Annotated in this window: 17 protein-coding genes and 1 pseudogene; 2 read left to right on the top strand and 16 right to left on the bottom strand. The window is 53.4% G+C overall.

What is annotated here, in order from left to right:
• Window positions 1-57: 57 nt before the first annotated feature.
• The 6 genes from GXX57_00870 to GXX57_00845 form a co-directional block, all read right to left on the bottom strand.
• Entirely contained in the window at window positions 58-555 is a 498-nt protein-coding gene (locus GXX57_00870; GenBank protein HHV43206.1) for a hypothetical protein, read from the bottom strand.
• On the bottom strand, window positions 513-2909 hold the full coding sequence (locus GXX57_00865; protein HHV43205.1) for a hypothetical protein: 2397 nt from the start codon (window positions 2907-2909) through the stop codon (window positions 513-515). Before GXX57_00865 ends, GXX57_00870 begins: the two co-directional genes overlap by 43 nt.
• 237 nt (window positions 2910-3146) lie before the next feature.
• The gene (locus tag GXX57_00860; protein ID HHV43204.1) at window positions 3147-4961 is read right to left on the bottom strand and encodes a hypothetical protein; all 1815 of its coding nucleotides are present in this window, start codon (window positions 4959-4961) and stop codon (window positions 3147-3149) included.
• Between the two features lie 243 nt (window positions 4962-5204).
• Window positions 5205-5384 carry a hypothetical protein gene (locus tag GXX57_00855; protein ID HHV43203.1) on the bottom strand — a complete coding sequence of 60 codons (180 nt, stop codon included), beginning with the start codon at window positions 5382-5384 and terminating at the stop codon, window positions 5205-5207.
• 15 nt (window positions 5385-5399) lie between these two features.
• The gene (locus tag GXX57_00850; protein HHV43202.1) at window positions 5400-6077 is read right to left on the bottom strand and encodes a hypothetical protein; all 678 of its coding nucleotides are present in this window, start codon (window positions 6075-6077) and stop codon (window positions 5400-5402) included.
• 342 nt (window positions 6078-6419) lie between these two features.
• Window positions 6420-7655: an MFS transporter gene (locus GXX57_00845; GenBank protein ID HHV43201.1), complete on the bottom strand. Its 1236-nt coding sequence runs from the start codon at window positions 7653-7655 to the stop codon at window positions 6420-6422.
• Between the two features lie 296 nt (window positions 7656-7951).
• Here GXX57_00845 and GXX57_00840 point away from each other — a divergent pair, with 296 nt between their 5' ends.
• Together GXX57_00840 and GXX57_00835 are read left to right on the top strand one after the other, a co-directional pair.
• Entirely contained in the window at window positions 7952-8944 is a 993-nt protein-coding gene (locus GXX57_00840) for a LacI family transcriptional regulator (GenBank protein ID HHV43200.1), read from the top strand.
• Between the two features lie 509 nt (window positions 8945-9453).
• Window positions 9454-9636 carry a MarR family transcriptional regulator gene (locus tag GXX57_00835; protein HHV43199.1) on the top strand — a complete coding sequence of 61 codons (183 nt, stop codon included), beginning with the start codon at window positions 9454-9456 and terminating at the stop codon, window positions 9634-9636.
• Between the two features lie 48 nt (window positions 9637-9684).
• Here the strand turns inward: GXX57_00835 and GXX57_00830 are convergent, their stop codons facing one another.
• From GXX57_00830 to GXX57_00785, 10 genes and pseudogenes are all read right to left on the bottom strand, one after another.
• The gene (locus GXX57_00830) at window positions 9685-11019 is read right to left on the bottom strand and encodes an MATE family efflux transporter (protein ID HHV43198.1); all 1335 of its coding nucleotides are present in this window, start codon (window positions 11017-11019) and stop codon (window positions 9685-9687) included.
• Between the two features lie 314 nt (window positions 11020-11333).
• On the bottom strand, window positions 11334-11627 hold the full coding sequence (locus GXX57_00825; GenBank protein ID HHV43197.1) for a GGDEF domain-containing protein: 294 nt from the start codon (window positions 11625-11627) through the stop codon (window positions 11334-11336).
• Window positions 11628-11645: 18 nt separating this feature from the next.
• A pseudogene (locus GXX57_00820) lies at window positions 11646-12782 on the bottom strand (PAS domain S-box protein).
• 282 nt (window positions 12783-13064) lie between these two features.
• Complete coding sequence (locus GXX57_00815; GenBank protein ID HHV43196.1) at window positions 13065-15671, bottom strand: hypothetical protein; 2607 nt, start codon at window positions 15669-15671, stop codon at window positions 13065-13067.
• A gap of 228 nt (window positions 15672-15899) precedes the next feature.
• Window positions 15900-17540 (bottom strand): hypothetical protein, encoded by a 1641-nt coding sequence (locus GXX57_00810; protein ID HHV43195.1) that lies wholly within the window; start codon window positions 17538-17540, stop codon window positions 15900-15902.
• A 91-nt stretch (window positions 17541-17631) separates the two neighbouring features.
• Window positions 17632-18495 carry an ABC transporter substrate-binding protein gene (locus GXX57_00805; GenBank protein HHV43194.1) on the bottom strand — a complete coding sequence of 288 codons (864 nt, stop codon included), beginning with the start codon at window positions 18493-18495 and terminating at the stop codon, window positions 17632-17634.
• 122 nt (window positions 18496-18617) lie between these two features.
• Window positions 18618-19187 carry a discoidin domain-containing protein gene (locus GXX57_00800; GenBank protein HHV43193.1) on the bottom strand — a complete coding sequence of 190 codons (570 nt, stop codon included), beginning with the start codon at window positions 19185-19187 and terminating at the stop codon, window positions 18618-18620.
• Window positions 19188-19268: 81 nt separating this feature from the next.
• Window positions 19269-19817, bottom strand: a complete 549-nt coding sequence (locus GXX57_00795; GenBank protein ID HHV43192.1) for a discoidin domain-containing protein — start codon at window positions 19815-19817, stop codon at window positions 19269-19271.
• 80 nt (window positions 19818-19897) lie between these two features.
• Complete coding sequence (locus GXX57_00790; GenBank protein ID HHV43191.1) at window positions 19898-21190, bottom strand: extracellular solute-binding protein; 1293 nt, start codon at window positions 21188-21190, stop codon at window positions 19898-19900.
• A 153-nt stretch (window positions 21191-21343) separates the two neighbouring features.
• Entirely contained in the window at window positions 21344-23065 is a 1722-nt protein-coding gene (locus GXX57_00785; protein HHV43190.1) for a hypothetical protein, read from the bottom strand.
• Window positions 23066-23169 lie beyond the last annotated feature (104 nt).

Below are 23169 nucleotides of genomic sequence, written 5' to 3'. Positions count from 1 at the left end.
AAGCCCTTCCCGGTATACTCGGACCCACAATACCGCCATAGAGAATCAACCTACAGCCTATTCGGCCGTTATTCTCAGATAGTCCACAGTGATGGAACCGTTCCGTACATCAAAGGTGAACCACAGGGTCTGTTCACCACTCAGACCGCCCACCTGGTTGCTGGCCAGTTGGTTCATGCTACTGATCACGTGCCGGGGGAAGAAGATCATATCAGTACCGTAGGGCCTCATGTGGGGTCCGTTCCACCAGTTTTCTTTGAACCCAATGTTAAAATTCCAATGAGCACCAGGGGTCACTTCGGAAACCACAAATTCAATGGTTAAACCCTGATCAAAGTCCACTTTCACCGGTCCGATCACCACATAGTCAGGATCTAAGGACCTGCCTGTAAGGACGGCCTTACCATCCACAATCTCCACGCCCGCTTCCCCCTGGGGCATCAACCCCGCGCTGGTATCAAACTGGTCCTCGTAGACCACAAAGGGTCCGGTGTTTTCCTCCGTCGAGGGATTTACCTCCAAGTATTGATAGGTGTATCCACCATCGTTATCCACAGCGCGGACAAAACACGATAGTTCCGGCTCGGACGGCTAAACTGATGGCTTACCTCTGACCCAAGGGCCCAGGCTTCATCGTCAAAGTCCCAGAACAGGGACACCACCTCTCCATCGGGGTCGGAAGCTTTGGCGTGGAAATGTATCAGACCAGGCACTTTGGGATCCACAGTGTACTCCACCTCAAGGGTCGGCGGCTGATTGACCGTACCCTTGTCCTTGTAAAAGTATAGATAACTGGCAGTGATCCGGGCCCAGGCGTCGAGGGTAAACTCGGACTGCACATTCCACCCTTCGTAGAACCGGGCCAGCAAGGGATAGTTGGCCGGGTAGGTATGGGGTTCCAGGTCACCCAGATGGGCAATGTGGTAAATCCCACTGCTGCCCGCACCCAGGGGTAGGCCCACCCGGGGCTCAAAGAAATCACCATAACGATGCTGCTGGTCCACCAGATCCATTACCCGTTTCCAGCCCAATCCGGTGATCTGTACATAGGATTGGGCGTTAACTCCCAACTCGTAGTTCATATTGGCTAGGGCCGTCTCCAGATACCGGCTGTCTCCGAAAACCTCGTAGGCCAGAAGCAGATCATAAGCATGTTCAGAGGTAGGGAAATACCAGCCGTAGCTCCCGTGTCGAAGGGGCTCGTTATCCATGGAAAATCCGTAACCCCTTTGGACGGTATTTCGTACGAAGGTCTCCGCGGTCCGTCGCAGCTCGTTGAGACAACGTTGGAGCATCCGTTCATCCTTGGGCTGACCCTGATCCAGGACATAGGAACGGGTGGCGTTGCCGTAGCTCGCAAACAAAGGTACCCAACCCCAGCGTCGTTCCTCAGGTCGGTGGTTCAGTAGGAAATACTCGTGGTAGACTTCCTTCCCCGTAGTCAGGTAAAGCTCCACCGCCGCCCATACCCGATCATCAGCATCACCCCAGATGGCTCCATAGTGATGAAACTCCGGGTAATGATCGGTGGCTGCAAGGTAGGACCAGGCAAACTGCGCCTTCTCCAGGTAACGCTCAGCATCCTCTGGATAATACTGCTTGATTAATGGATGACGGGCAGCATGGGCCAAGGCAGCAGCAAAAGTGGCCGTGGTCACCGTATCCTTGGGATAAATCCACCGATTGCCCACCACCGCCGGCAAATCCGACTCGTACCCAAATCCCCTAGGTTTCACAATGGAAAAGACACCGCCATCATCGGGGTCCTGCATGGTCTCCAGCCAGTCTAGTTCCCACTTCACTTCCTCCAGCACATCGGGAATTCCGTTTTGGCTGAAGGGCAAACCATAGTCATCACCAGCCAGATTGGAGTTCAAGGACAGCATCTGCAGCAGGCTGTAGACGAAGGTGCAGCCATTCACCACATATTTGCCATAATCCCCCGCATCGTGGTGGCCCTTGGTGGTCGGAATCTGCCGAATCTGGTCGTAGTTAGCGCTCAAGTGGGGCGGATTAGCCGGAGTCACCGCCAACAAAGACGCTGGATCCAAGTACGCATCATCGGTGTGGCAGGCGGGTCGGGCAAACCTGGTGAAATCTTCGGTCAAACCGTCATAGCCGCAACGTTGCGTCACCAGTCCACGCAGGAGAGTGGCACCCACATGGTTCAGGACATCATCGGCAATGCGGAAGGGAAAGGATACGCCCACTTGAAGCACGAGTACCCGGTAGGTTCCCGGGGTAGTAAAACCACTGAAGTCCAATTTGTATAGTTTCTGTCCCGTGTGGGGGTCATGATCCCGAAGAAGCTCCGCCTGGCCCTTGTATACCGCCTTGCCGTCGGACTCCCGGATCAGGAAGAACTCCTCCAGCTCCAAGGGTAAGGGACCAAGGCTGCCAATATATTGCCCCACAATGGCATATTTCGGCATCTGAGGGAAATACCCCACTTGGTTCACCCGGATGTTTTCGGTCACATTGGCCTCGGGTAAAAACAAGATCTTCACCGGCTGAATAGCAACTGGGAAATCTGCCGAGACAGTCAGCTCATATGTAACTCCCTCTCGCAGGGGCTCGTCGAATAATAAGAAAATATGACTGCCGATTTCCACCCGATTGGTCCGCAGTGACACATCGGAAACCCGGCGCCGGAAAGATACGGACTGTGGGTGCACCTGTTGCCGGTAAGCCTCATCCTCCTGCGCAGTCAAGGTGTACCAATGATTTCGCTCCACCTCCTCGGGACTAAGCTGCACATTAACCATATTGATGGAGATACAACGATCCGATTCGATCATCACCTTCACCCCCGGAATAGAGCCTTCCCCCGGGGCAAAGTAACAGGCGGTACTACTGGACTGTCTTATCACATCCTGCTGCACCATAGCCGCCTCCACTTCCACAAACATGAACGAAACTCCCATCCACAGCACCAACAAACCATATTTTATTAATTGCCATTTGTTCACTTTTATCACCAACACTTTCTTGTATCCTTCACTATTGGAACTATTCAGTTTTAGTATAAAATGATCTATACATAGTTTCCGCCCAACACCACCTCGCCCTTGCCGTTCCTTGCACAGAGCGGGTCCTGGTGTCTCTCCAATTCGCGACCTCAATTCCCCGCAATATCTTCGCAGTATCTAGGGCTCAACGAAATAGACATCGTCTACTGTGTCCTGTTCCACCTGAAAAAAGTCAATCTCCTCACCGGCGGGTGTCACCACCCTCACGCGGATTTCCTCACGGGCCACTTCAACCAGACAAAAGTGATCCTGGCGGTTCACCACTCGAGCGAGGTATTCCCTTGGCTGTGCATCGTAGTAATTCGCGCCGCTGAGACCTGTAATGACGAACTGCACCGGACGGTACGGGGAGTCAGCTAAGCTGAGGGGCCTTGACCTTTGGTAATTGTGATCGTGGCCACAAAACACCAAATGGACATCCAGTTCCTGCAGAATCTCTAGCAGTTCTTCTCGCCTTCCTACGGTCCACTGGTTCTCTCCCCGATGGCCACCGCTCCAAGGTGGCACGTGGAAAACCACGATCCGCCACAGAACATCCGGATATTTCCCCACTTCCGCCCGCAACCATTGGTCGTGGCCTTTGTCGAAGAACTCCCGGATCTGATTTTGGATATCCAAAAAGAAGAAAGCCGCCTGGCCAAACTTGAAACTGTAACATCCTGCCATGGGCAATTGGGGAAAAGCTTGGATAAAGGACTCCCGTTGACCGACAAGCTCATCATCATGATTGCCAAGGACGGGGTAGAAGGGCACCGCAGCTTGGTATGACGACATGGGGGCAAAGAAGTTGAGCCACCAATCCCGGCCGAACAAGTCCCAACCGTCACCAACCCCCGCGTGCAGATCCCCGGTGTGAAGGATAAACTGCGGATCAAAATCAGCCAAAGCACCCATCACCTTCGCCCTTCGTTCAGGGGAATACGCGTTTTGCGCATCACCCACCACCGCGAAGGCGAAAGTGTCCTGCTGCTTTTCAGGCACTAGGAATTGATAGGTGCCCACCTCAGTCTCTCCAATTCGAAGAGTGTACTGGTATGTACCCGGCACCATCCACACCGCATCAGGGATGGGAAAATAATGGTGCTGGCCTACAGAACTTGCCTGATAGACCTTTTGGGAATCGACAACCAAGAAAAAATCCAACGTACACGGTTTGTCCGTATGGGCCACGATGATGGGGCGCTCAGTGTCGATGGCACTTACATACGGTTTGTATACGGCGGGCACCAGCTCCCCTCCCACCTTTGGAGATTCGGTCGGGTCCGGGAGCAGTTTGAACTGGGCAATAACCGGTCCCCCGGTATAGGCACAGCCCTGCAACCTCACACTTCCTGGTTCAAGGGCACGGGTTACTATCCCCGTCAACTCCCAGCGGGAATCCGATGCGTTTTGACCCACGACGATAGCCCTAGCAGTGTTGCCTTGTAGGATCAGGGTCATGGTAAAGACCGCATCACGGGAAAAGAGGGTGGAATCCTTCTCGGCTATGAGTTTCCCCGCATCATACAAGGCGATTCTCGCGTTGGGTCCACCGGCACCATAAACCCGCAGGTAGACACCGCTAGTGCGCTCGCCCTCCTGGTGTGCATCCTGGGTCCGGGCACCAATCTCCACAAAGGCATTCGGATTTCCTGTGCCAATCCCGGTCACCTCCGCCCAGAGGGCCACATCAACCAACGGGATCCCCAGATCTAACTGGGCCCAGCGCACTTTCCCCCAGCCCCCGCTGAAATCCATTCCTGTACCGACGTGGATCGTTGGTCCCACCAGCACCCAATCTGACGACACATCAAGGGAGAAATCAGTGTGGTAACTTGGGACAACCCCGTTTCCGTAATCCTTTTCGTTACCCCTAACTAGCGGCGATGGAGAGATTAGCAAAAGGTTGACCCACAGCAATACCACCAGCATCCGAACCCAGTATCTGCCCATGAGGAATTCCCTCCGCCTTCCTAGACTTTTCAACTCCACAACTTCCCCAATGGACCCATAGTGTTGCCCGATTAGCCCCTCCAAGCGAAATCCCACTGCCCCAACAACTTAACCGTAAAGGCCAAGGCGATATATTCTCCACAAAGACATATACCATTGCGTCCTGTATCGGCCTCTGCGAAGTACCTTTCCAGAAGGGAAATGCCGCAATGCAAGAGAATGAAACCACGGTACCTTAACGACCTACCGCTTCACCTCCACTTTCGTGATCAACGGTCCTTCGTTGTACGCCCGCCCTTGCAGTCTCACGTTTCCGGGACCGAGGGTACTGGTAAGGGTCCCCCGCACTTCCCAACTGGCTCCGTCGGAGGCACGGGTCACCGTACCGATGGCAAGATTTCCATATAGCATCAACCGCAGCACAAAAATGGTCTCATGTTACCAGTGAAACAGTTCCGTCTGCACCGAACCAATCTCCACCCCGTCCTCGTATAGCACCATTCTCGCATTGGTGGAACCCTTGCCGTAAACCCTCAGGGCCACCCCGCTGGTACGTTCACCCGCTTCCAAAGGATCATCGGTCCGTCCGGCGATTTCCACAAAGGCATTCTCGTTTCCGGTACGGATATCCGCCACTTCCACCTCGATGATCACGTCTGAAACCTGGATAGCGGCCTCACCGGTCAGTTGGGCCCACCGGTAAGTTCCCCAACCTCCGTCGAAGCTCATCCCAGTGGGGAGGATCTCCGGACCATTTAAATACCAGTGGATCGATACGTCCGTGGTAAAGTCGGTGAAATAGAGATGTTGGAAGCCGACAAAGTCCACCTCGTGATTCTCGGCAACCACGGTGATACTGGGCGGCTCGAAACTCCATTCCTCCTTAAAGGGAACAACGTTCACCACACCATGTAGCCCCTCCACACACCACAGGCCGTCGGCATCGGTCACAACCTCGCCGAATTCCTCACCTAGTTTGATGACGACACCACCAATCCCCTTACCCCAAGAATCGGTCACCCGTCCCGAAATCCTGTATGGCCCATCGTCGGTGGCTATGTAAATACAACCGGTGAATAAGGCTAAGATTACAAGCAGACTGCAGAGTTTTTTCAAGGACACGACCTCCCCTTCCTTGCATTTTCTCTACTACCACAGGATTGACCCTCACAGACAGACCGCGCTTCATCCCGAAGACGCCAAAAACCTGTGGGACACACCATACCCGTTGAACCAAGGTCTGCTTCGCTGTACCACACGACCAGATGTTAATGCACATACGTTAACCGGTTACATTATTAATTCTACTATAACTTGGTTCCCAAAGGATGTCAAGTATCCAATTATCTATTTTTTTCTAAATCATGACCTCCGCCACGAGTAACGAAGACGCGCCCTGACACTGCAGATAGGACCGACGCAGAGATTCTCAACACCTCATGCCTCAGTTCTTGTGGTCTAAAGAGCTTCGCTAGATGAATCACGGACCATCTCGGTGCTGGTCTGGAACTTCGATAGAGACGTGAACAGGCTTGCAGCAAGAGAGGCTCCCGCCCAGGTGAGCAGAATAACGTTCCAATTCCCCAACTCCAAAACAAGACCTGTGTAGACGCTCATGAGGGCACCACCCACATAACAGGCGAAATCAAGGTAACCGGCTAAAGTAGACTGTTTGCCCACATGGGCAAACTTGAGGGGGATGGAAGTAAGCAATATGGTATTGGCACCTTCCGTAAGGGCAGACGTTAGGGCAACGGCAAGGGCCAGCAACAGGGGCTGTTTGCACACCAAAGCCAGGATGGAAAACAAGGCCACGATTCCCGCAAGGCCTAAGAGGATGCTGATAGCGGCCCGATCATTGCCCTTTAGCCTCAGCAAAAGCCTTGTGGCAATCCCAATTCCCACAAGTCCACAGAAGGGAATCAAAAGGGACGGCAGGACCGCATTGCGGCCAAAGAGGGTATTGGCCAACAGAGTGGGGGTCCAAAGGATGATGCCGTTGCGGATCATACCTTGGAGCAAACTCACTAGCCCCAACCCCACCACTCCTGGATACTTGATAAACTCCATCACGTCCCCAAACACACCGGAAGAACTGGTAGCCACCGGTTCCCTCTCCTGTATGGGGTGATTATCCATCCCTATGAACCACCAGACGCTCACTAGCCCCATGCCGAGAGCGGGCAAAACAAAGACCCAGTACCAGTTCACAACCAGCAACAAATAGCCGGAGACCGCCCAGGAAATGAAGAAGCCCGCGATTCCAGACGTAGCCAAGAATCCGGCCACGCGGGTCCGTTCCTGTTCCTCGGTCCAGTGGGAAGCAATCTTCAGGATGGGACCCCAGCCACTAGATTGTACATAGCCGTTAAAGGCCCACAGCAGCACCAGGAGCCAAAAATAGGAGACAAAGGGAAACAGGGCGTTGGCCACACAGCTACCCATCAGCCCGAAAAGAACGATCCTTTTCGCATCCCACCGATCCCCCAAATAGCCGTTGATCAGCTGGCCAACGGCATAACACCAGAAAAAGATCCCCGTCAGTAAACCGGACATGGCAGGGCTCCACCCTAGTTCCTGCTCCAGGACAGGTAGGACCATGGCCATGTTGTGTCTTCCCAAATACAATGCCGCATAGGCAAGCCAGAGCGTGAAAATGACCATTACTTTACGGTTTAGGATCTTCTTCCCCACTGCGGGCGCCTCCTCGCAAAACATTGGTATATACCAGTCTAAACCATGAGAAGTCTCTCGTAAAGAGGTTGAGCGCGAAAAATTGACTACCTGGCGATAAGATAACCGTCCCGGTCCTTAGGAAATGGTCGCTCACAGAAGCGTCAGCCTTTCCAGTACAGCACATGAAATCTTGTAGCCGGTTACACTTCTTGGGAGTACCGGGGTAAGACTAAGTCAAAGATATCATTGACATAACCGTCCAAATGGACTAAGTTTTTAGGTAACAACAACAATGGAATTGGGGTTGTTAATCAATGGTAACGCTACGAGATATTGCCAAAGCCGCGAACGTATCCGTTGCTACCGTTTCCCGGGTTCTGAACAACAAGTCCCTGGGACAGATTCCCATTAGCAACCGCACCCGGGAGAAAGTCCTCCGGGCGGCCAGGGAACTGAACTATTACCCCAATGTATCCGCCCAACGGCTTTCTATGCAGCGAAGCAATGTTATTGGCGTGGTTATCGAAGAATATATTGTCTTCTCCGCTAGTGTCAACGCCAACATCCTCCAGGGCATCGGCCGCTGTCTGACGGAGAAGGGATACTCCTTGGAAATGATCTCCAGCACGATCCATCCTCAGATCGAAGAACATTTGGAACGCATGGTGATAGGCAAACAACTAGACGGGCTCATTATCTGGACAAATCGCATCAGCGCCGACTTCTGCGAGTTTTTGCACCGACGGGGAGTGCCCCATTGCCATGTGCAATCCTACGCGGAGAACACCCAATGCACCGCGGTGCTTAGTGACAACGTCAACGGAGGATATAAGGCCACGAAGTACCTGATCGAAAAGGGCCATAGGCAGATTATGATCATCATCGACCCCCAACATATCGAGAGCAACTACAGATTGGAGGGATACAAACAGGCCCTCAAGGAAAGCAGCATCCAGTTTAACCCAGAATTTGTAGTTAAGGGTTGTTTCGGGCCCGATGTGGAAAGTTCCGTCATCGATCCTGAGGAATTTGAGAAGGCCGCCAGTCTTTGCACAGCGGTCTTTGCCACCAGTGATTATCTTGCCATTTCCGCCAGAAAGCTTCTACATTCACAGGGGTTCGACCTTAAGGCCATTATCGGCTTTGATGGTTCGGAGATCGCCAAACACTTGACACCGAAACTACCCACCATCCATCAGGATGGCTACCGGATAGGATATCTAGCGGCCACAAACGTGGAAGCCCAGTTGGCGGGAAGACCTTTGAAAGAAAAAGTCACCCTGATACCAGTCTCCTTAGTTCTTTAGCGTGACCCTGCTCCCAAGTGCAACCTTGAGATTGATGGCGTGCTTTGCTACCCATTATCCTCCACTAGACCAGTAAAGGGTCCGGTGGAGGAAGTCCTTTGTAACCAAATCTGATTCACCTGCAGTGTCGATATTCTCCCAACAAATGACCCCTTCGTTAGTGGCCTTTGTTCCGCAATACCAGCGAAATAAATATTGTTCCTCCACAAGAACAAGAGTGCTGGAAACAAGAGACTGTACAGTCTACGGAACCTCCTTCGTTCCGGATCAGATAAAGAACATGAGAGGTTTCGCCTCTCATATACACGAAGGTTCAAGGGAGATCTTGTTCCAGGATACTCCCTTCCACAGTCCCTGGTTGACAAAAGAACAAGGGGCAGGTTCGCGGGAGAATGATTGTCTCGATCGCTCCGGAGGGGCTAGTACGCTAATGTGCAACTCACCTACCTGGATTCTCTCCGCGGTACAAGCTATAATTAAGACATCCCAATATGAAAGGAATGGATGCCATGGACAACTACCAAGTGGTACTGGAGTTTTTCGAAAAGGCCGATGGTCCTTTGAACGCCGGTGCCGTGGCCGAGGGAACCGGTCTGGAACGTAAAGAGGTGGACAAGATCATGGCGAAATTGAAAAAGGAAGGTAAGATCGTTTCCCCGAAACGTTGCTATTGGGAGATTAAAAGGGACTGAACGCGCCAAGGCCCAGGACTCCAGGTCCTGGGCCTTGTTGTACGGAGCCTAGGCTCTTAGCCTGCCGTCCGCGGTGGTCTTCTGGGTCCACCTGTTTCTGCTCGCTAGGGCTACCCCGACCATGAAGGTGACCATTTCCGCCCCGGGGAAGGAAAGCCAGACCCCCACCATTCCGAAACATCGAGCTAGGATGAGAACTAGGGGAATGATGGCCACCGCTCCCCGGGTGATGGAGATTACAAAAGAAAGGGCCGTCCGCTCCGTGGCCGCACAATATCCCGCTCCCACGACGTTGGCCCCGGCAAAGATGAAGCCGGTAAAATAGATTAACAACCCCTCTTTAGCATAGCGGGCCAGTTCCACATTGTTCTCCCTATTGAAGGCTGCCACAATTTCGTCTGAAAACCCTAAAACCAACAAGTAGATGGCTCCTGCCGTCACCATCACCGTAATCAGTCCATAAAAGAGAATTCTCCGCAAAACCGTCGGCTCTCCCCGCCCGTGACTATAACTGGCCAGGGGCTGCAAACCCTGGCCAATACCTGTAAAGATAGACATGGCGATAAAAGCCAGGTTTGCCACCACACCGTAGGCCGCCACCCCCACATTGCCGGCAATGCCTAGAATGGTCAGATTGAACACCACCAGCACCAGTCCCCCGGAGATCTCAGTGATAAAGGTTGACAATCCCAGGGCAGCCATATCCCGCAAATACCGGAATTGAAACCTGCATCCTTGCAGTCGAAGGGTACAGGGGCCGCGGAAATGCAGCAGTAAAAGGAAAATGCCGATGACCGAGGCAATACCCGTAGCTAAGGCCGCTCCGAACATCCCCATCTGTAGGGGAAAGATAAGAATGTAATCCAGTAGGATATTACCGAAACTGCTGGTAAGCATCCCGGCCATGGCCAAGTTTGGATTGCCGTCATTGCGCACAAAGGCAAGCAAGACACTGTTTACCACAAACGCGGGCCCAAAAAGCAAAATGGTTCTTAGGTAGGTATTGGTCATCTCAAAGATGACTGCGTCCGCCCCCAAGAACACACTTAGTTGTTCCGAGAAGAGAAGACCTACCGAGAGAAAAACAAGTCCCAGGACGATCCCGGCCACCATGGCGTGGGTGAACACGGTCCTTGCCTGCCCTATCTGGCCCCGGGCTTTCAAGATGGCAAAGCGGGTGGCACCGCCGATACCGATCATCAATCCGCCGGCGTAGATCAGACCATACATCGAGATAGAAAGGTTCAGGGCCGCAAGGCCGTTGGTCCCCAATCCCCGAGCCACGAACAAGGTGTCCGCGAAGATATAACAGGACAGACCGATCATGCCCAGGACATTGGTGCTGACATATCGAAAGAAATCCTTTGATATACTTCTGCCCATACTTCCTCCAGAAAAAAGCGCCCGAATCACCATACCCGGGGTATGGAACCCGAACGCTACGTACTTTCCCGTAGGCTATGACGTATGCTTCAGTATACCATATGGTAAGATGCTGTCAATTTCCCCAACAGGTCTGGGCCCACGTTGCCACCCTAAAACCGGCGGGTAATGCACACTCTCCCCTTTCCAAGTAGTCGACTAGACTCGGTTCCACTGGGCAGATTCAATGCAGTTGCGTCCCAAGACCTTAGCTTTGTAGAGCAGCTGGTCCGCCAGGTGGACAATCTTGGCGGGAGACAGTTCTGGAGAGTAGGTCACCGTGGTGACACCGAAGCTAGCGGTAACATAGGGGTGACAGGAGATTTCTCGTTGGGGAGCTTGAGATCCTGGATCCGACCTTTGATCCTCTGCGCCGTCTCCACCGCCGCAGCGAGATCCATATCGGACAAGATACAGGCAAACTCCTCTCCTCCATACCGGGCCGCTAGATCCACAAAAACCGCGCAGACATTCTGACAAGACGCCACCGATCTTACGCAGACATTCTCATCCCCCATTACATGGCCATAATGGTCGTTATAGTCCTTGAAATAGTCGATGTCAAACAGAACAACGGATAAATGGGACTAGGAACGCCTCAACCGCAAGTACCCCCGTTCGAGGGTCTGGTCAAAGCAACGTCGATTGGTGATGCCGGTCAAACTGTCGGTGTTACTCAGCTCGGTCAAGGGGCGGTTGGGCTCAGCAAGGGCCAGTTCCATCTCCCTTCTTTCGTTGATATCCGTCAACAGGGCAAAGGAGCCTTCGAACCGACCCGCATCATCACCGATGGCCGTGGCCGAAACCAAAAACCAATGTTTTTCTCCATCCTTTCGCCACAGACAGCACTCGTAAATGAATCCTCTCCCGCTTTTCGGAGGTGTTCCTGCTGTCTATTCACGTGCATCTGGTTCTCCGGAAAAAAAGAACCATAGGGCCAACCCAACATCTTTGTAGTGGTGTACCCCAACAGAGAGGCCATCCGCCCATTGGCAAAGGTAATACGGAATTCTTCGTCAAAAATGAGAATCCCTTCGATGGCGGTCGCCACCACCCGGCGGAAACGTTCTTCATTCTTCTCCAACCGTTTTCGGGTCATGGCAATCTGTCGATCACTTCTTTCCTTGGCAAGCATGAGCATAATGTAACCGTTCAGAAGAAAGACGCAGTAGCTGCTAAGGGGTATCAACCTTGAACCGCCTGGGTCCGGATCTAGGGCATAGGTGGGGAAAGCAAAACACACCATAGCCCCCGTTAAGAACACCAAACCGCAAAAAATGTAACAACCACCTAGGAGTAATTCCAAGGAGGACCGAGCCCGGGCTTCCCGCAACAAGAATACCCCGGGCAAGAAGCAGAGGAGACTCTACAGGAGCAATACCAGTCCGTCCCGGTAGGGCAAAGACAAGAACAAGGTCACCGCAGACCCCAGCAGCGGTGGCCAAATGGATCCAGCGCCTTACCTGACGGCCCGTGGGGATATAGGTGGTCCAAGCCTCATAAACACAGCCAAGAAGCAGAACAACGGGGGCCAAGGCCGCAAAGCCTCGAAAACCAACCCCTTGCAGGTAGAGCGTGAAGGATCCGGCAGCCTGCAGAAGCTTCGCTCCGATTCAAAAGGGGACCTCTTGGGGATTGTTCCCCAGAAGCTTTAGCAACACCAAGAGTAGCCCCAGCAACAAGGAACCCAAGGCCAACATTACAAAGACAAAGACTGAATCCATTTGAACCTCTCAGTTTCTCCTGTGAGTTACTTGCTGATTGTATATGTATAATAATTCCATGCCAAACAGGAGGATACCTTTACAAATCCCTATGTATTTAAACAAGTAATCCCTTTGTAGCAAAGAAGGGAAGTCTTCTATCCGTTGAACGAGAGCATAGGGCTTTCCCGATACAATTGGGTCTGCAAAGACTTAAGATATCGGACCCACTCCTGGGCCCGATATCCTAAGCCGCCTTTGGTCTCCCAAGGAGGAATCCTTGTTCCACCAATGAAAGCCCGGTTACTGTGTCTGTACCACATTCAACCCTTGGCCGCGATTTAAGGTGATCACCGTCTCCAATCGTAAAGTCTTTCCAACCAGAACCGCAGGGATTTCCTCGCCGTCCAGGTAAACCCGACAAATACCTTCACCAAGGGCCTCCAAAACAAGGGCGTTGAGTTTTAAGGTACCATGGATGACCTCTAGGGAAAACTCCCTGTTAGTCTCACCCAGAACCTGACCGAACTGTCCCCATGCGGTACCGGTAGACCAAAAACATTGGAAATCATCCTCTGCGTACCGGGGAGCAAAACCAATGATCCCCTTGGGGACACTGTAAGTAAAGCCCGAGAGGGCCAACAGCAAGGACCAACTGGCCATGGCCCGCACGTAATGATGTCCGCATTCGATCTCATCCCAAGGGTTGCGGTTGTATCCCGCGTAGCGGTTCCGGAGGGTCTGCACGATCCTGATCCCTTCCGCCACCAGTCCCTCGTAGATTAAGTGAGCCGCCACCTGATACTCAATCCCAGTCCACACCTCATCGGAATACACAAAGGGGATCACCGGCCGACCGCCATGGGGCCAAGAGCAAAGAAGCAGTCCGCCTTCATTATTAAGGGCGAAAACCCGTTGCACATTAGCAAAGTCTAGGAAGTCTTCCCGGAAGTTATACCGAAAGACCGCGTACACAGCGGCTTTTACCCTTTCCGGATCGAGTAAATATCCCAGACCCGCCACATGGGCACAGAACTGTCCCAATAGTTGGTCAGAAAGACATCCATCGCCAAATTGGTATTTAGGAAGAATTCTACCTTCTGCATCGGGTTTCGGTGAAAGCAACCGCTCGGGGATGGTTATGCCTTCGAAGACCTCCACCTTTTGCCGATAGTACTCGCCGTTCCACAATTCTTCCTCTACTCGTTTGCGGCCCTGTTCATAGATCCTACGGTACTCCGCGGCCTTCTCCCCCTCCCCTAGATAACGGGCAATCTCCTCACAGGCCCGCAAAGCTCCCAGATACATAACGGTGGTCATGGGGTTTGGTCCGTAGAATTCAATGTCATAGGTGTTATGCTGGTCTCCTTCCATCACACCGTCCCTGTTGGGATCCCAGATCGAATCAAAAGACCGCGCCTTGTCCGGTGTGATGGTCCAGGCGTACTCTAAGGCCAGTTTTATTTTCGGCCACAATTCTTTGATGAAAGAATCATCACCGGACAGTTGCCAATCCCGATAGGCCTGGATGATAGCACCCATCTGACCATCGGCGCAGGGTTTATGTTCCATGTGCTGAATTCCCCGGGGGATCTTGGTACGAAAACCCATATGGCCTTTGGAGCAGGTATTGTATAGAAATTCTGTGCGTCGCATGTCCCGTTCCAATTCGGGGAACAAGAAGGCTAAGGCCTGTTCATAGTTCCAAACATGCACACAGTTTCCATGGCAAGAGCCCACCTGATCAAAGCAGCCTTCCCACCCATAGAAGGTCCCATCTTCTAGCCGGAAACAGGTTTGGGTTCGTAGGGTGCTCACCTGGCTTGTGATGGCATCGAGGACACAACTGGGCAGCGTACTGCTCCACATGGTATCCAGCCACCTAAAGGTTTCTTCCTTTAGGCGGTCGAAATGCTCGAAAGTATATAGTACTGCATCCCAAGCGTCGGCAAATTGCTTGGCCAGGTATTTTCTCAGTATGCGATGTTCCTCGTCCCCCACCACGGCAAAACCCGGCGGATTTTTCATGATGGGAAAATGCCAGGCCAACACCACGGGCAAAACCACTTCCTCCCCGGGCTTTAACGTAGCATGCAGGACCATACTGGACACATCGCCTTGGGGACTGGGGGAGCCATCGGTATCCGTTGGTCCTGTCACTGTTCCCCGGGCGGAAAATTCATCCCAAAACAGATGGCTGGCATCCCACCAGCCGGATCGGAACCAGCGGGTAGTAACACTGACCCTTTCCCAATTGGTGGCCAGGGCGATGGTTCCGTTCTGGGGATCATCGTCCTTTCCCCTGGGATTGCTTAGGAATAGCCCCTGTACTCCTTTGCTCCGGCGATACTCATTGGTGGCACCCCGTCTATCGTAGCCGCCGTCCTCCTGGGGAGCCGGGATAAAGTTGGACACACTGACCGCTAATGAAATCTCCACTGGCACCACATGCGGGTTTTTCACTTTCCACAGGAAGATCCCCACCGGCAGGGAACTGTCTGGCACATTGTGGGGAATCAAGGGGTTAAAGGCGGTCAGGCCCACCTCCACCGGCATATCATCGTCGATGAACTTCAGATCCGCAATGGGATATGTACCGGTAAACTCCACTTCCTGGAAGCGGCCCACACCGGAAAGCTGATCCTGGGGAACACCGTGTCCGTAGTTATAAGGCGGGAGAATCCTCCGTTCCAGGATCTTGGCCACCGGTGTCTCATCTTGCCGTCGGGCCCACAGGGCGAAAAAGGTAAAGCGCTGAACCCGGCCTTTATCCGGATGGTCATGGATCTCCCAATCCTTCAGCTGTCCGCGACCTCCCAGGCTGACGGTTCCTGTCCCGATACCTCCCAAGGGAAAAGCAATCTGTGCCAAAGCTTCACCGGTAAAGATCCGTGGTTGCTGTCTAGGCAAGATAACTCAGCCTCCCATCCTCTCAGTATTATCGTCTAGCAAGTTCTGACCGGTCTTGTTTATTTCGCTATTTAACTAATTCGACACCAACCCCATGTCAGTCCTACCAAGAAGCACCATCTTCTGTATCCCATAAAGCAAATCGGCATGGCAGCTACTCGCCATACCGATTTGCCTTTGCTACATTTATCCACTACCCTTTAGGCCGGAAGTTGACCGAGGGCCCTTCTACCCAACGGAAAGGACCACTCCCGCTCCCACACCACTGATATAGACCGGTGCCGGTCCCACCTCCAACCCGATCACCTGGTCTTCCACCGCAACGGAGAGCTCTTCGCCCAAGTGACTGACCACCCGCACCGGTCCGGTATGATCCCGCATGATGGTCACCGGGATCGGTCCTTCGATGTTCCACAAAGCTAACTTATAGCCCGCGGACCCTTTAAAGAGATAGGCCTGCAGCCCCTTGGTGGGGGTCTCTTTCCCGGCCACCTGTCGGAGGAAGGAGTATTCTCCCAACTCCAGACTCAAAGTCTTAAAGGCGGTAAAGGTTTGCCGCCGGCGTCCATCGGCATATACCAGCCCGTGTCCCCTTTCATGGCGCCAGTCCGCTAGGGTGAACCATTGCAGAGACTCTACACCGATGCTGTGCATAGCAATGTAAAACCGAGGCAATTCCGCGGCCACCACCTCTTCCCGAACCTGGGGGAAGGGAGCTTCCTCCTCCTTCCAAACCCCTTCGATCAATCGTCCGTATTCGGTGATTACCATGACCGGCGGATGGCCCAAGGCGGCGGTGTAAGCCTCCTTTAGGCGCAGGAACAGGGAACGGGTAGATTGATCCGCATCCATCACCGTAAAAGGCCGCACCCAGGGGACGTTATTGTCGTAGTGCTGGACCTCGGGATATCCGGCCTTGGCACCGTATGGATGGATGGCAAACCCCTTGATCTCCGGTGCTAAACCCTGTTCCATAAACCAATAATGGTTGCTAATCACATCGCTGTTGGTGAAGGTCAAGATCGAGGGGTCGTACTGGTGGATCGCTTTCGCCCCAGCGTTGGCCATGCGTACATATTTCTCCACCCAAGGGGAAGGGGGCGCTCCGTACCACTGGCCGCCGAAATCCCGGCGAAAACCAAAGTTGTTGGGCTCGTTCCAAAGGATTAGGATGAATTCCAAATCATACTCTTCCCGCAGCTTGCGGGCCACGGCAGCGCAGAACCGGCCATAGGCCTCTTCATCGTAGGGATCGTCGGGATATGCCTCAGCATTGGGTCCAAACAAGGTAAAGGACAAAGCCAGGTTGTTCTTTTCGTAAAAACGCAACCGTTCCTCAAAGGCAGCAGGAAAGACATAGTTCCCCGGGGTCTGTTCAATAATCGCCCAAGAGACATTGTCCCGGGCCCACTTGACTCCAAGTTCGGTGAGTAACCGCAGGTATTCGTGGCTCATCCCCTGGGTATAGTGCTGATTCACACCCAGGATATTACCCAGAGCCCCTGCCGGATACACGGAACCCCCTTGCCACACCGTAATTCCCAAGGGCGGATACCCCGTCAAGTCCACTAACCCGTTCGCATCGGCATAGGTCCGCAGCTGGATGCCTAACCACCGGCCCTGGAATCCCTCCGGTACCTGGATCGTCAGCTCCATAGTGGCGCTGTCGCCTTCTTTGGTCAAGGGGCCACTGCCGGAATCAAGGACCTGGCCTTCCCGGGTTACTACCTCGTAGGTCACGTCCCCCGTTGATTCCACCCCTTCGCCCAGGGAGAAACTCAGCCCCACAGCCACCCTTTCCCCTGGCTTTACGGTATCGGTGGGCCCCGGGACACACATCTTGATCTCCTCAAACAAGCTTGCAGACACGCTCAAACACTCCTTCGGATTCTTGGGTTCACCAAAAGGGGAGCCCAAGCAGGATGTTTCCACAGAAAAGTACTCTTGTCGGGGCTGATCTTCAGTAGTAAAGGAAGCGCCAATCGGCCTGGGGATACAGATATTGCCCCAACAGCTCCAAGCCATCAATGGCCTCCATACCGGGATGGACAATAAACAGATTGGCGGGCAATTCGAAGACTTGACCTTCCTTGACCGCCTCCCAGGAAGCCAGTTGCGTATCAGCGAGCATTTTTTCCCGCAACTGCCCATGCCTGAGACCTTCATCTAGGCCCACGGCCAAAACCACCTCCGGCGTACTACTCAGTTCCGCCAACGCCAAGGGCACAAAGGGTTGTCCCTCCCTGCCTAGCACCACCGGCTGGATATGAAGTACCAAGGCCAAGCGGCCAATGTAGGAATCCGGTGTGGCCACAAACCACTCCCCTCCGGCAAAGACCATGATCAATGTCTTCGGCCGGGCCAAACCCTGAATTGCCCGTTGTAACCGGGCTTCCCGCCGCTCAATGCCTTCGATCAACTCTTGGGCTTTCCCTTCCTTCCCCAACAGTACACCCAGGCGTTCCAAGCTGTTAAGGGTATCCTGAAAGTTTTCCAGATCCAGGTACTGTACTGTGAAACCGTACTGGGCCGATACTTCAGCCAAGACCCCTTTGTAGGCTGAGGGAGCGAGGACAAGATCCGGCTTTAGAGCAGCAATCTGTGCTGAATCCAAGTCATCGACGCCGTACCCCGCCACCATTACCGGCAACCCCGTTGGTAAAGAACCGGTCCAACTGCCCACCACTGGGATTTCCAAGGCCTGGAGCAGACTAACCGTACCCTTGCCTACCGCCACAATCCGCTCCGGCATTTTCGCCACCTCTCCCGTTCCGCTCACCATGCTGGCACATCCTACCCCCGATAACAATATGATTAACACCATGACAGTCGAAAGATAGACAACACTCACAAGCCTTATCCTTTCCCTATCAGGTCCTTTCTCAACCGTTCTCCAACGCGCAACCGGTTGCCTGCACAGGGCCGTCAACCGGTTGCCTCCATCCCCTATTTCTGTCGATACAGCTCTAGCTCAAAGGCCCGGACACTCCAATCATATCGTCCAGGATCAGTGATCCGCAGACGCCATTCCTGGGCCTCCACTGCCTTAAAACGCACTTCACATCTTCGTTCTGAGTTCAGTTCCACAGAGCAAGCTTCACGCCAAGTGTCTCCATCACGATAGTCTAACGCGAAGCTCCTGACGATCATATTGGGGTCGCCGGCACCACTCTCTGCAACTCCGGTGTAGAACACTAAGGCGTGCACCTTCTCCGGATGGGGCAACTTGATGGTCACCCAGGTCAAGTAGGGCTCCCCTTCCTGCGGTCCGGTGTTTAAATGGGCCGTCACCCAACGGGTATTCAGATCGCCATCGATAAGGTTTTCGGGTCCCGTTCTCTCATTGAGTACCGAATCGGCTTCGATGATGATCTGCCCGTGGTAAGGATTGTGGGGACCAAGGATGTTGTCCGCAGGCTCCAAAGGACTTGGGTCAGGTTCAGGATCAGTTGAACTCAGAATACAGCCGCTAACAAGCAACAACAAAGTTAGAGCCAGTACCAAGTTCCTTTTCATGGACCGTAACCCCCTCCACTCGCTTATGTTCTAGATGGGACGACTAGTAGCCGCCGTGGGCGACTACTAGTCGTGATAACCTCAATTAGCCCGGAACAACTCCAGCTCGTAAGCCCGGACACTCCAGTCATACCGGCTGGGATTGATTACCCGGATACGCCACCGGCTGGCTTCCACCGGCTCGAAGACGGCCTCCGCCACCTTCTCTGTATTGCCTTCGATGACCACCACTTCCTGCCAGGCATTGCCGTCCCAATACTCCAAGGCAAAGGAGTGGATGATCATATTGGGGTCACCAGCGCCGTAGCCTGAAAGCCCAGTGTGGAACCGCAGGGCGGTAACCCGCTCAGCATGGGGCAGCTCCACAATGATCCAGCTGACGTACTCTTCCCCAGGTTTGGGTCCCGTATTGAAGTGCGCACTGACCCAACGGGTGTTATAGTCTCCGTCGATCAGGTTTTCCGGTCCCAAACCCATGGCAAATGTGGAGTCCGCTTCGATTTTAATCTGCTTGTGATAGGCATTGTGGGGCCCAAGGACATTGTTCTTCGCCTCAAAGTCGTAGGCGAAAGCCACACTGCCCATCGCGAGGAACAACACCGCCATTACCACCGCTAAACCCTTCTTCAACAACAACAACTCCCTTCGATTATTGGTTTATCCAGTACAGACTCCTCGGAGTCTGTTAACCTGCTTAGGTCAATCGGAACTCACTTTTCCCAAGTAGCATCAATTTCCAACTGCAACAACCGGTTGGCCTCCTGTAAAGCCTGCACCGGACTTTGCTCTCCGCTGGTTATCTTTAAGAAGGCATCCTGCCACAACTGGGCCGTAAGGTTGTAGTAGGGATTGGGCAGATCCGCCACACCTGAGGTATTGTCTGCGGTGAACATAGAGTTCAAGAACCAGGCAATCTGCGGATTGGCGTAGACATCCACATAATCAAAGAGACTACGGGGCATGCCGCCAAGCCAGCTTAGCTTCTCAAAAATGTAAGCCTGCCCTTCGCCGGAGGCGATAAACTCCACAACCTTAAAGGCCTCTTCTTTGTGGGCGCAATTGGACAAGATGAGCAGCTGCCAACCGCTGTAGTTCTGCACCTTCAGCCCATCGATATTCGGGGACCAGGTCACGCCGTAATCATCCACGCTCATACCCCCGCTCTCCAGGGAGGACACGGCCCAATACCCGGCATGCATCATCGCCGTCTTACCGGTCACAAACAGAGACTGCATGCTGGGCCATAGGGACGAAGACCCTACAAACTCCAGCATGGCCTGCCGCCCACCGCCGATCTCATAGATCCGCATCAGGGTTTCCGCAGCAGCTAGCATCCTTGGATGATCCAGCTGAGCCTTGCCGTTCACCAGATCCACCGCCTTGACATTGTAGAAGGCTTCCCAACGGGTGTAGTGGTGGCCATTGGTCTCCGGCGGATAGAACCCCAGCTCGGTGACGACTCCATCGGGACCCACGTTGCTCAGTTTAGCGTGGAGAGCCAAGAAGTCATCGATGCTCAATACCTCATCGGGACCCGGTGTGGGCAAAGCAGCCCGCCCAAAGCGATCCTTGTTGTAGAAAAGACCCCAACCAGGACCTCCCTCAATCGCGGGCACACCGTAGGTCTGGCCCTTCCACTGGGTCTTCGGCCACAGGTTGGGAGGAATGTCTTCCATTAACACACTGTTGGCCAAGTATTTGTCCAAGGGCTCAAACATGCCATCCTCGATAAGCTCCGGCACTAAACCGTAGCAAACAATATCCGGGCCTGTGCCGGAAATGACGGACATCACTAGTTTGTCGTGATCTCCGAAGGACCACTCCCAAGTGATCTCCACATGGGGGTTCCGTTCCATGTAGATATTCATCAATTCCTGGAAAATCGGAATATTTCCACTCCAGTCACTCCAGATGGTCAAATGGATCTTCTCAGTAGCTTGCACCACACCGGCACCGACGATAAAACTTAGCATTAGTCCGATCAACAGAGTTTTCTTAAACATTGTCTAGACCTCCTTATAAAATGTAATCTTTTAGAAGAATCAAGTTTCAAACACCACCGTCCTTCTGTTCCGAAGTGGTTCTTCCTGTCGTTGGGAAGGCTTCAAATTTCGTACGAAGGTCCAATACAACGTTCTTAAACTTTCATGTGATCACTAGGGAATCTGGACTTGGCATCCCGACCCCACTCCAGAGATGTAAAGGGGACCACGGCCAATGTCCACCTCTAGAACCTCGCCTTCATGGTAAACGGGTAGTTCTTCCCCAAGGTGGGTTACAATCCTGACCGGGTCAGTGCTATCTCGGGTAATTAAGACCTTTGAAGTACCGCGGGTATCCCAGATGGCCAATTTATATCCGTCGGAACCTTCAAAGAGGTAGGCCTGCACACCAAAGGGACTGTCGGCTCCCGCAATCTGCTCCACCAAACGGTAGTGGCCCAGTTCCAGACTAAGGGTCTTATAGGCGGTAAAGGTAAGGCGTCGCTGTCCGTCCTCGAACACCAGCCCGTGTCCCCGTTCCGACCGCCAATCGGCCAGGGTGAACCACTGGGCACTCTTCACCCCTAGGCTAGCCATGAGGATGAAGAAACGGGGTAATTCCTCCGCCACTAGATGCTCCGCATTTTCCGCAAAGGGCGCTTGACCCGGTTCCCAGACCCCTTCGATGAGACGGCCGAATTCGGTAACTACCATCTCCGGGGTATGGCCCAGTTCTTCCGCGTAGGCATCCCGCAAACGCAGGAACATGGACCGGGTGGACTGATCATCATCCATCACCCGGAAGGGAAAGATCCACGGTTGATTATTCCCATACCCCTGAATCTCCGGATGTCCCGCCTTACTTCCGTAAGGGTGAATGGAAAAGCCCTTAATCTCAGGCGCCAAACCCTTATCAATGAACCAATAGTGGTTGGTAATAACGTCACTGTTGGTAAAGGTAAGAATGGAGGGGTCATAGGCGTGGATCGCCTTGGCTCCCGCATTGGCCACCTTCACGTACTCTTCCACCCAGGGGGAAGGCGGTGCACCGTACCACTGACCACCAAAATCCTGGCGGAAACCGAAGTTATTCGGCTCGTTCCAGAGGATCAGGATGAATTCGAGGTCATAGTCCTCGCTGAGCTTGCGGGCCACTTCCGCAGCGAAACGCCCGTAGGCTTCGGGATTGTATGGATCGTCCGGATAAGCGGTCCGGTTCGGTCCAAACAAGGTAAAGGAAAGGGCAATGTCGTTTTCCTCATAGAAACGCAACCGCTTTTCAAAGGCCTCGGGAAACTCATAGACCCCCGGGGTCTGTTCGATGAGCGCCCATGAGACGTTGTCCCGGGCCCATTTCACACCCAACTCCGTAAGCAATCTCAAGTATTCATGACTCATACCTTGGGTATAGTGCTGGTTCACACCAAGGATGTTTCCCAAGGCCCCTTCGGGGTACATAGGACCATCCTGTTTAACCGCAAGGCCAAAGGGCGGCTGATCCCGGAAGGGCATTTCCTCGTTGTTGACCTTACACTTGACCAATTGCACGCCGATCCATCTTTGGTCATAGTCCTCGGGGATAGCCACTTCTGCCCGCAACACAGCGCCGGTCCGCAAAACCACGTTCGTTTCATATTGCTGCGTATTGATGACGTTTCCCTTTCGATCCACCACTTCATACTCGAAGAGCACCACGCTGCCCTCTTGCCGCTCACGAAAGCGCACTACCACTTCCACGGTCACCATTTCACCGGGCCGGGCCACATAAACCGGATCAGGAACTATCACCTCTACGGTTTGGAAAGGTAGTTCAGGGACATAGGCCACCGAAACACAACTAGGCAGTAGGATTACAAGCAATACCATTATCATGACCAACAAATAGACAGTCTTCATAAAGCATTCTGCCACCTTTACTCCTAGTCTTTGCCCGCCTGCGAATTGGGCGAGGGAAACACACCTAGCCGATGGATTTCCTTTCCCCTACCACCTCCTGGCAC

The organism is Bacillota bacterium, assembly GCA_012839765.1.
Classification (GTDB): Bacteria; Bacillota; Limnochordia; order DUMW01; family DUMW01; genus DUMW01.
Note: the sequence above shows the minus strand (reverse complement) of the source record. Positions and strands in the feature narration are given on the sequence as shown.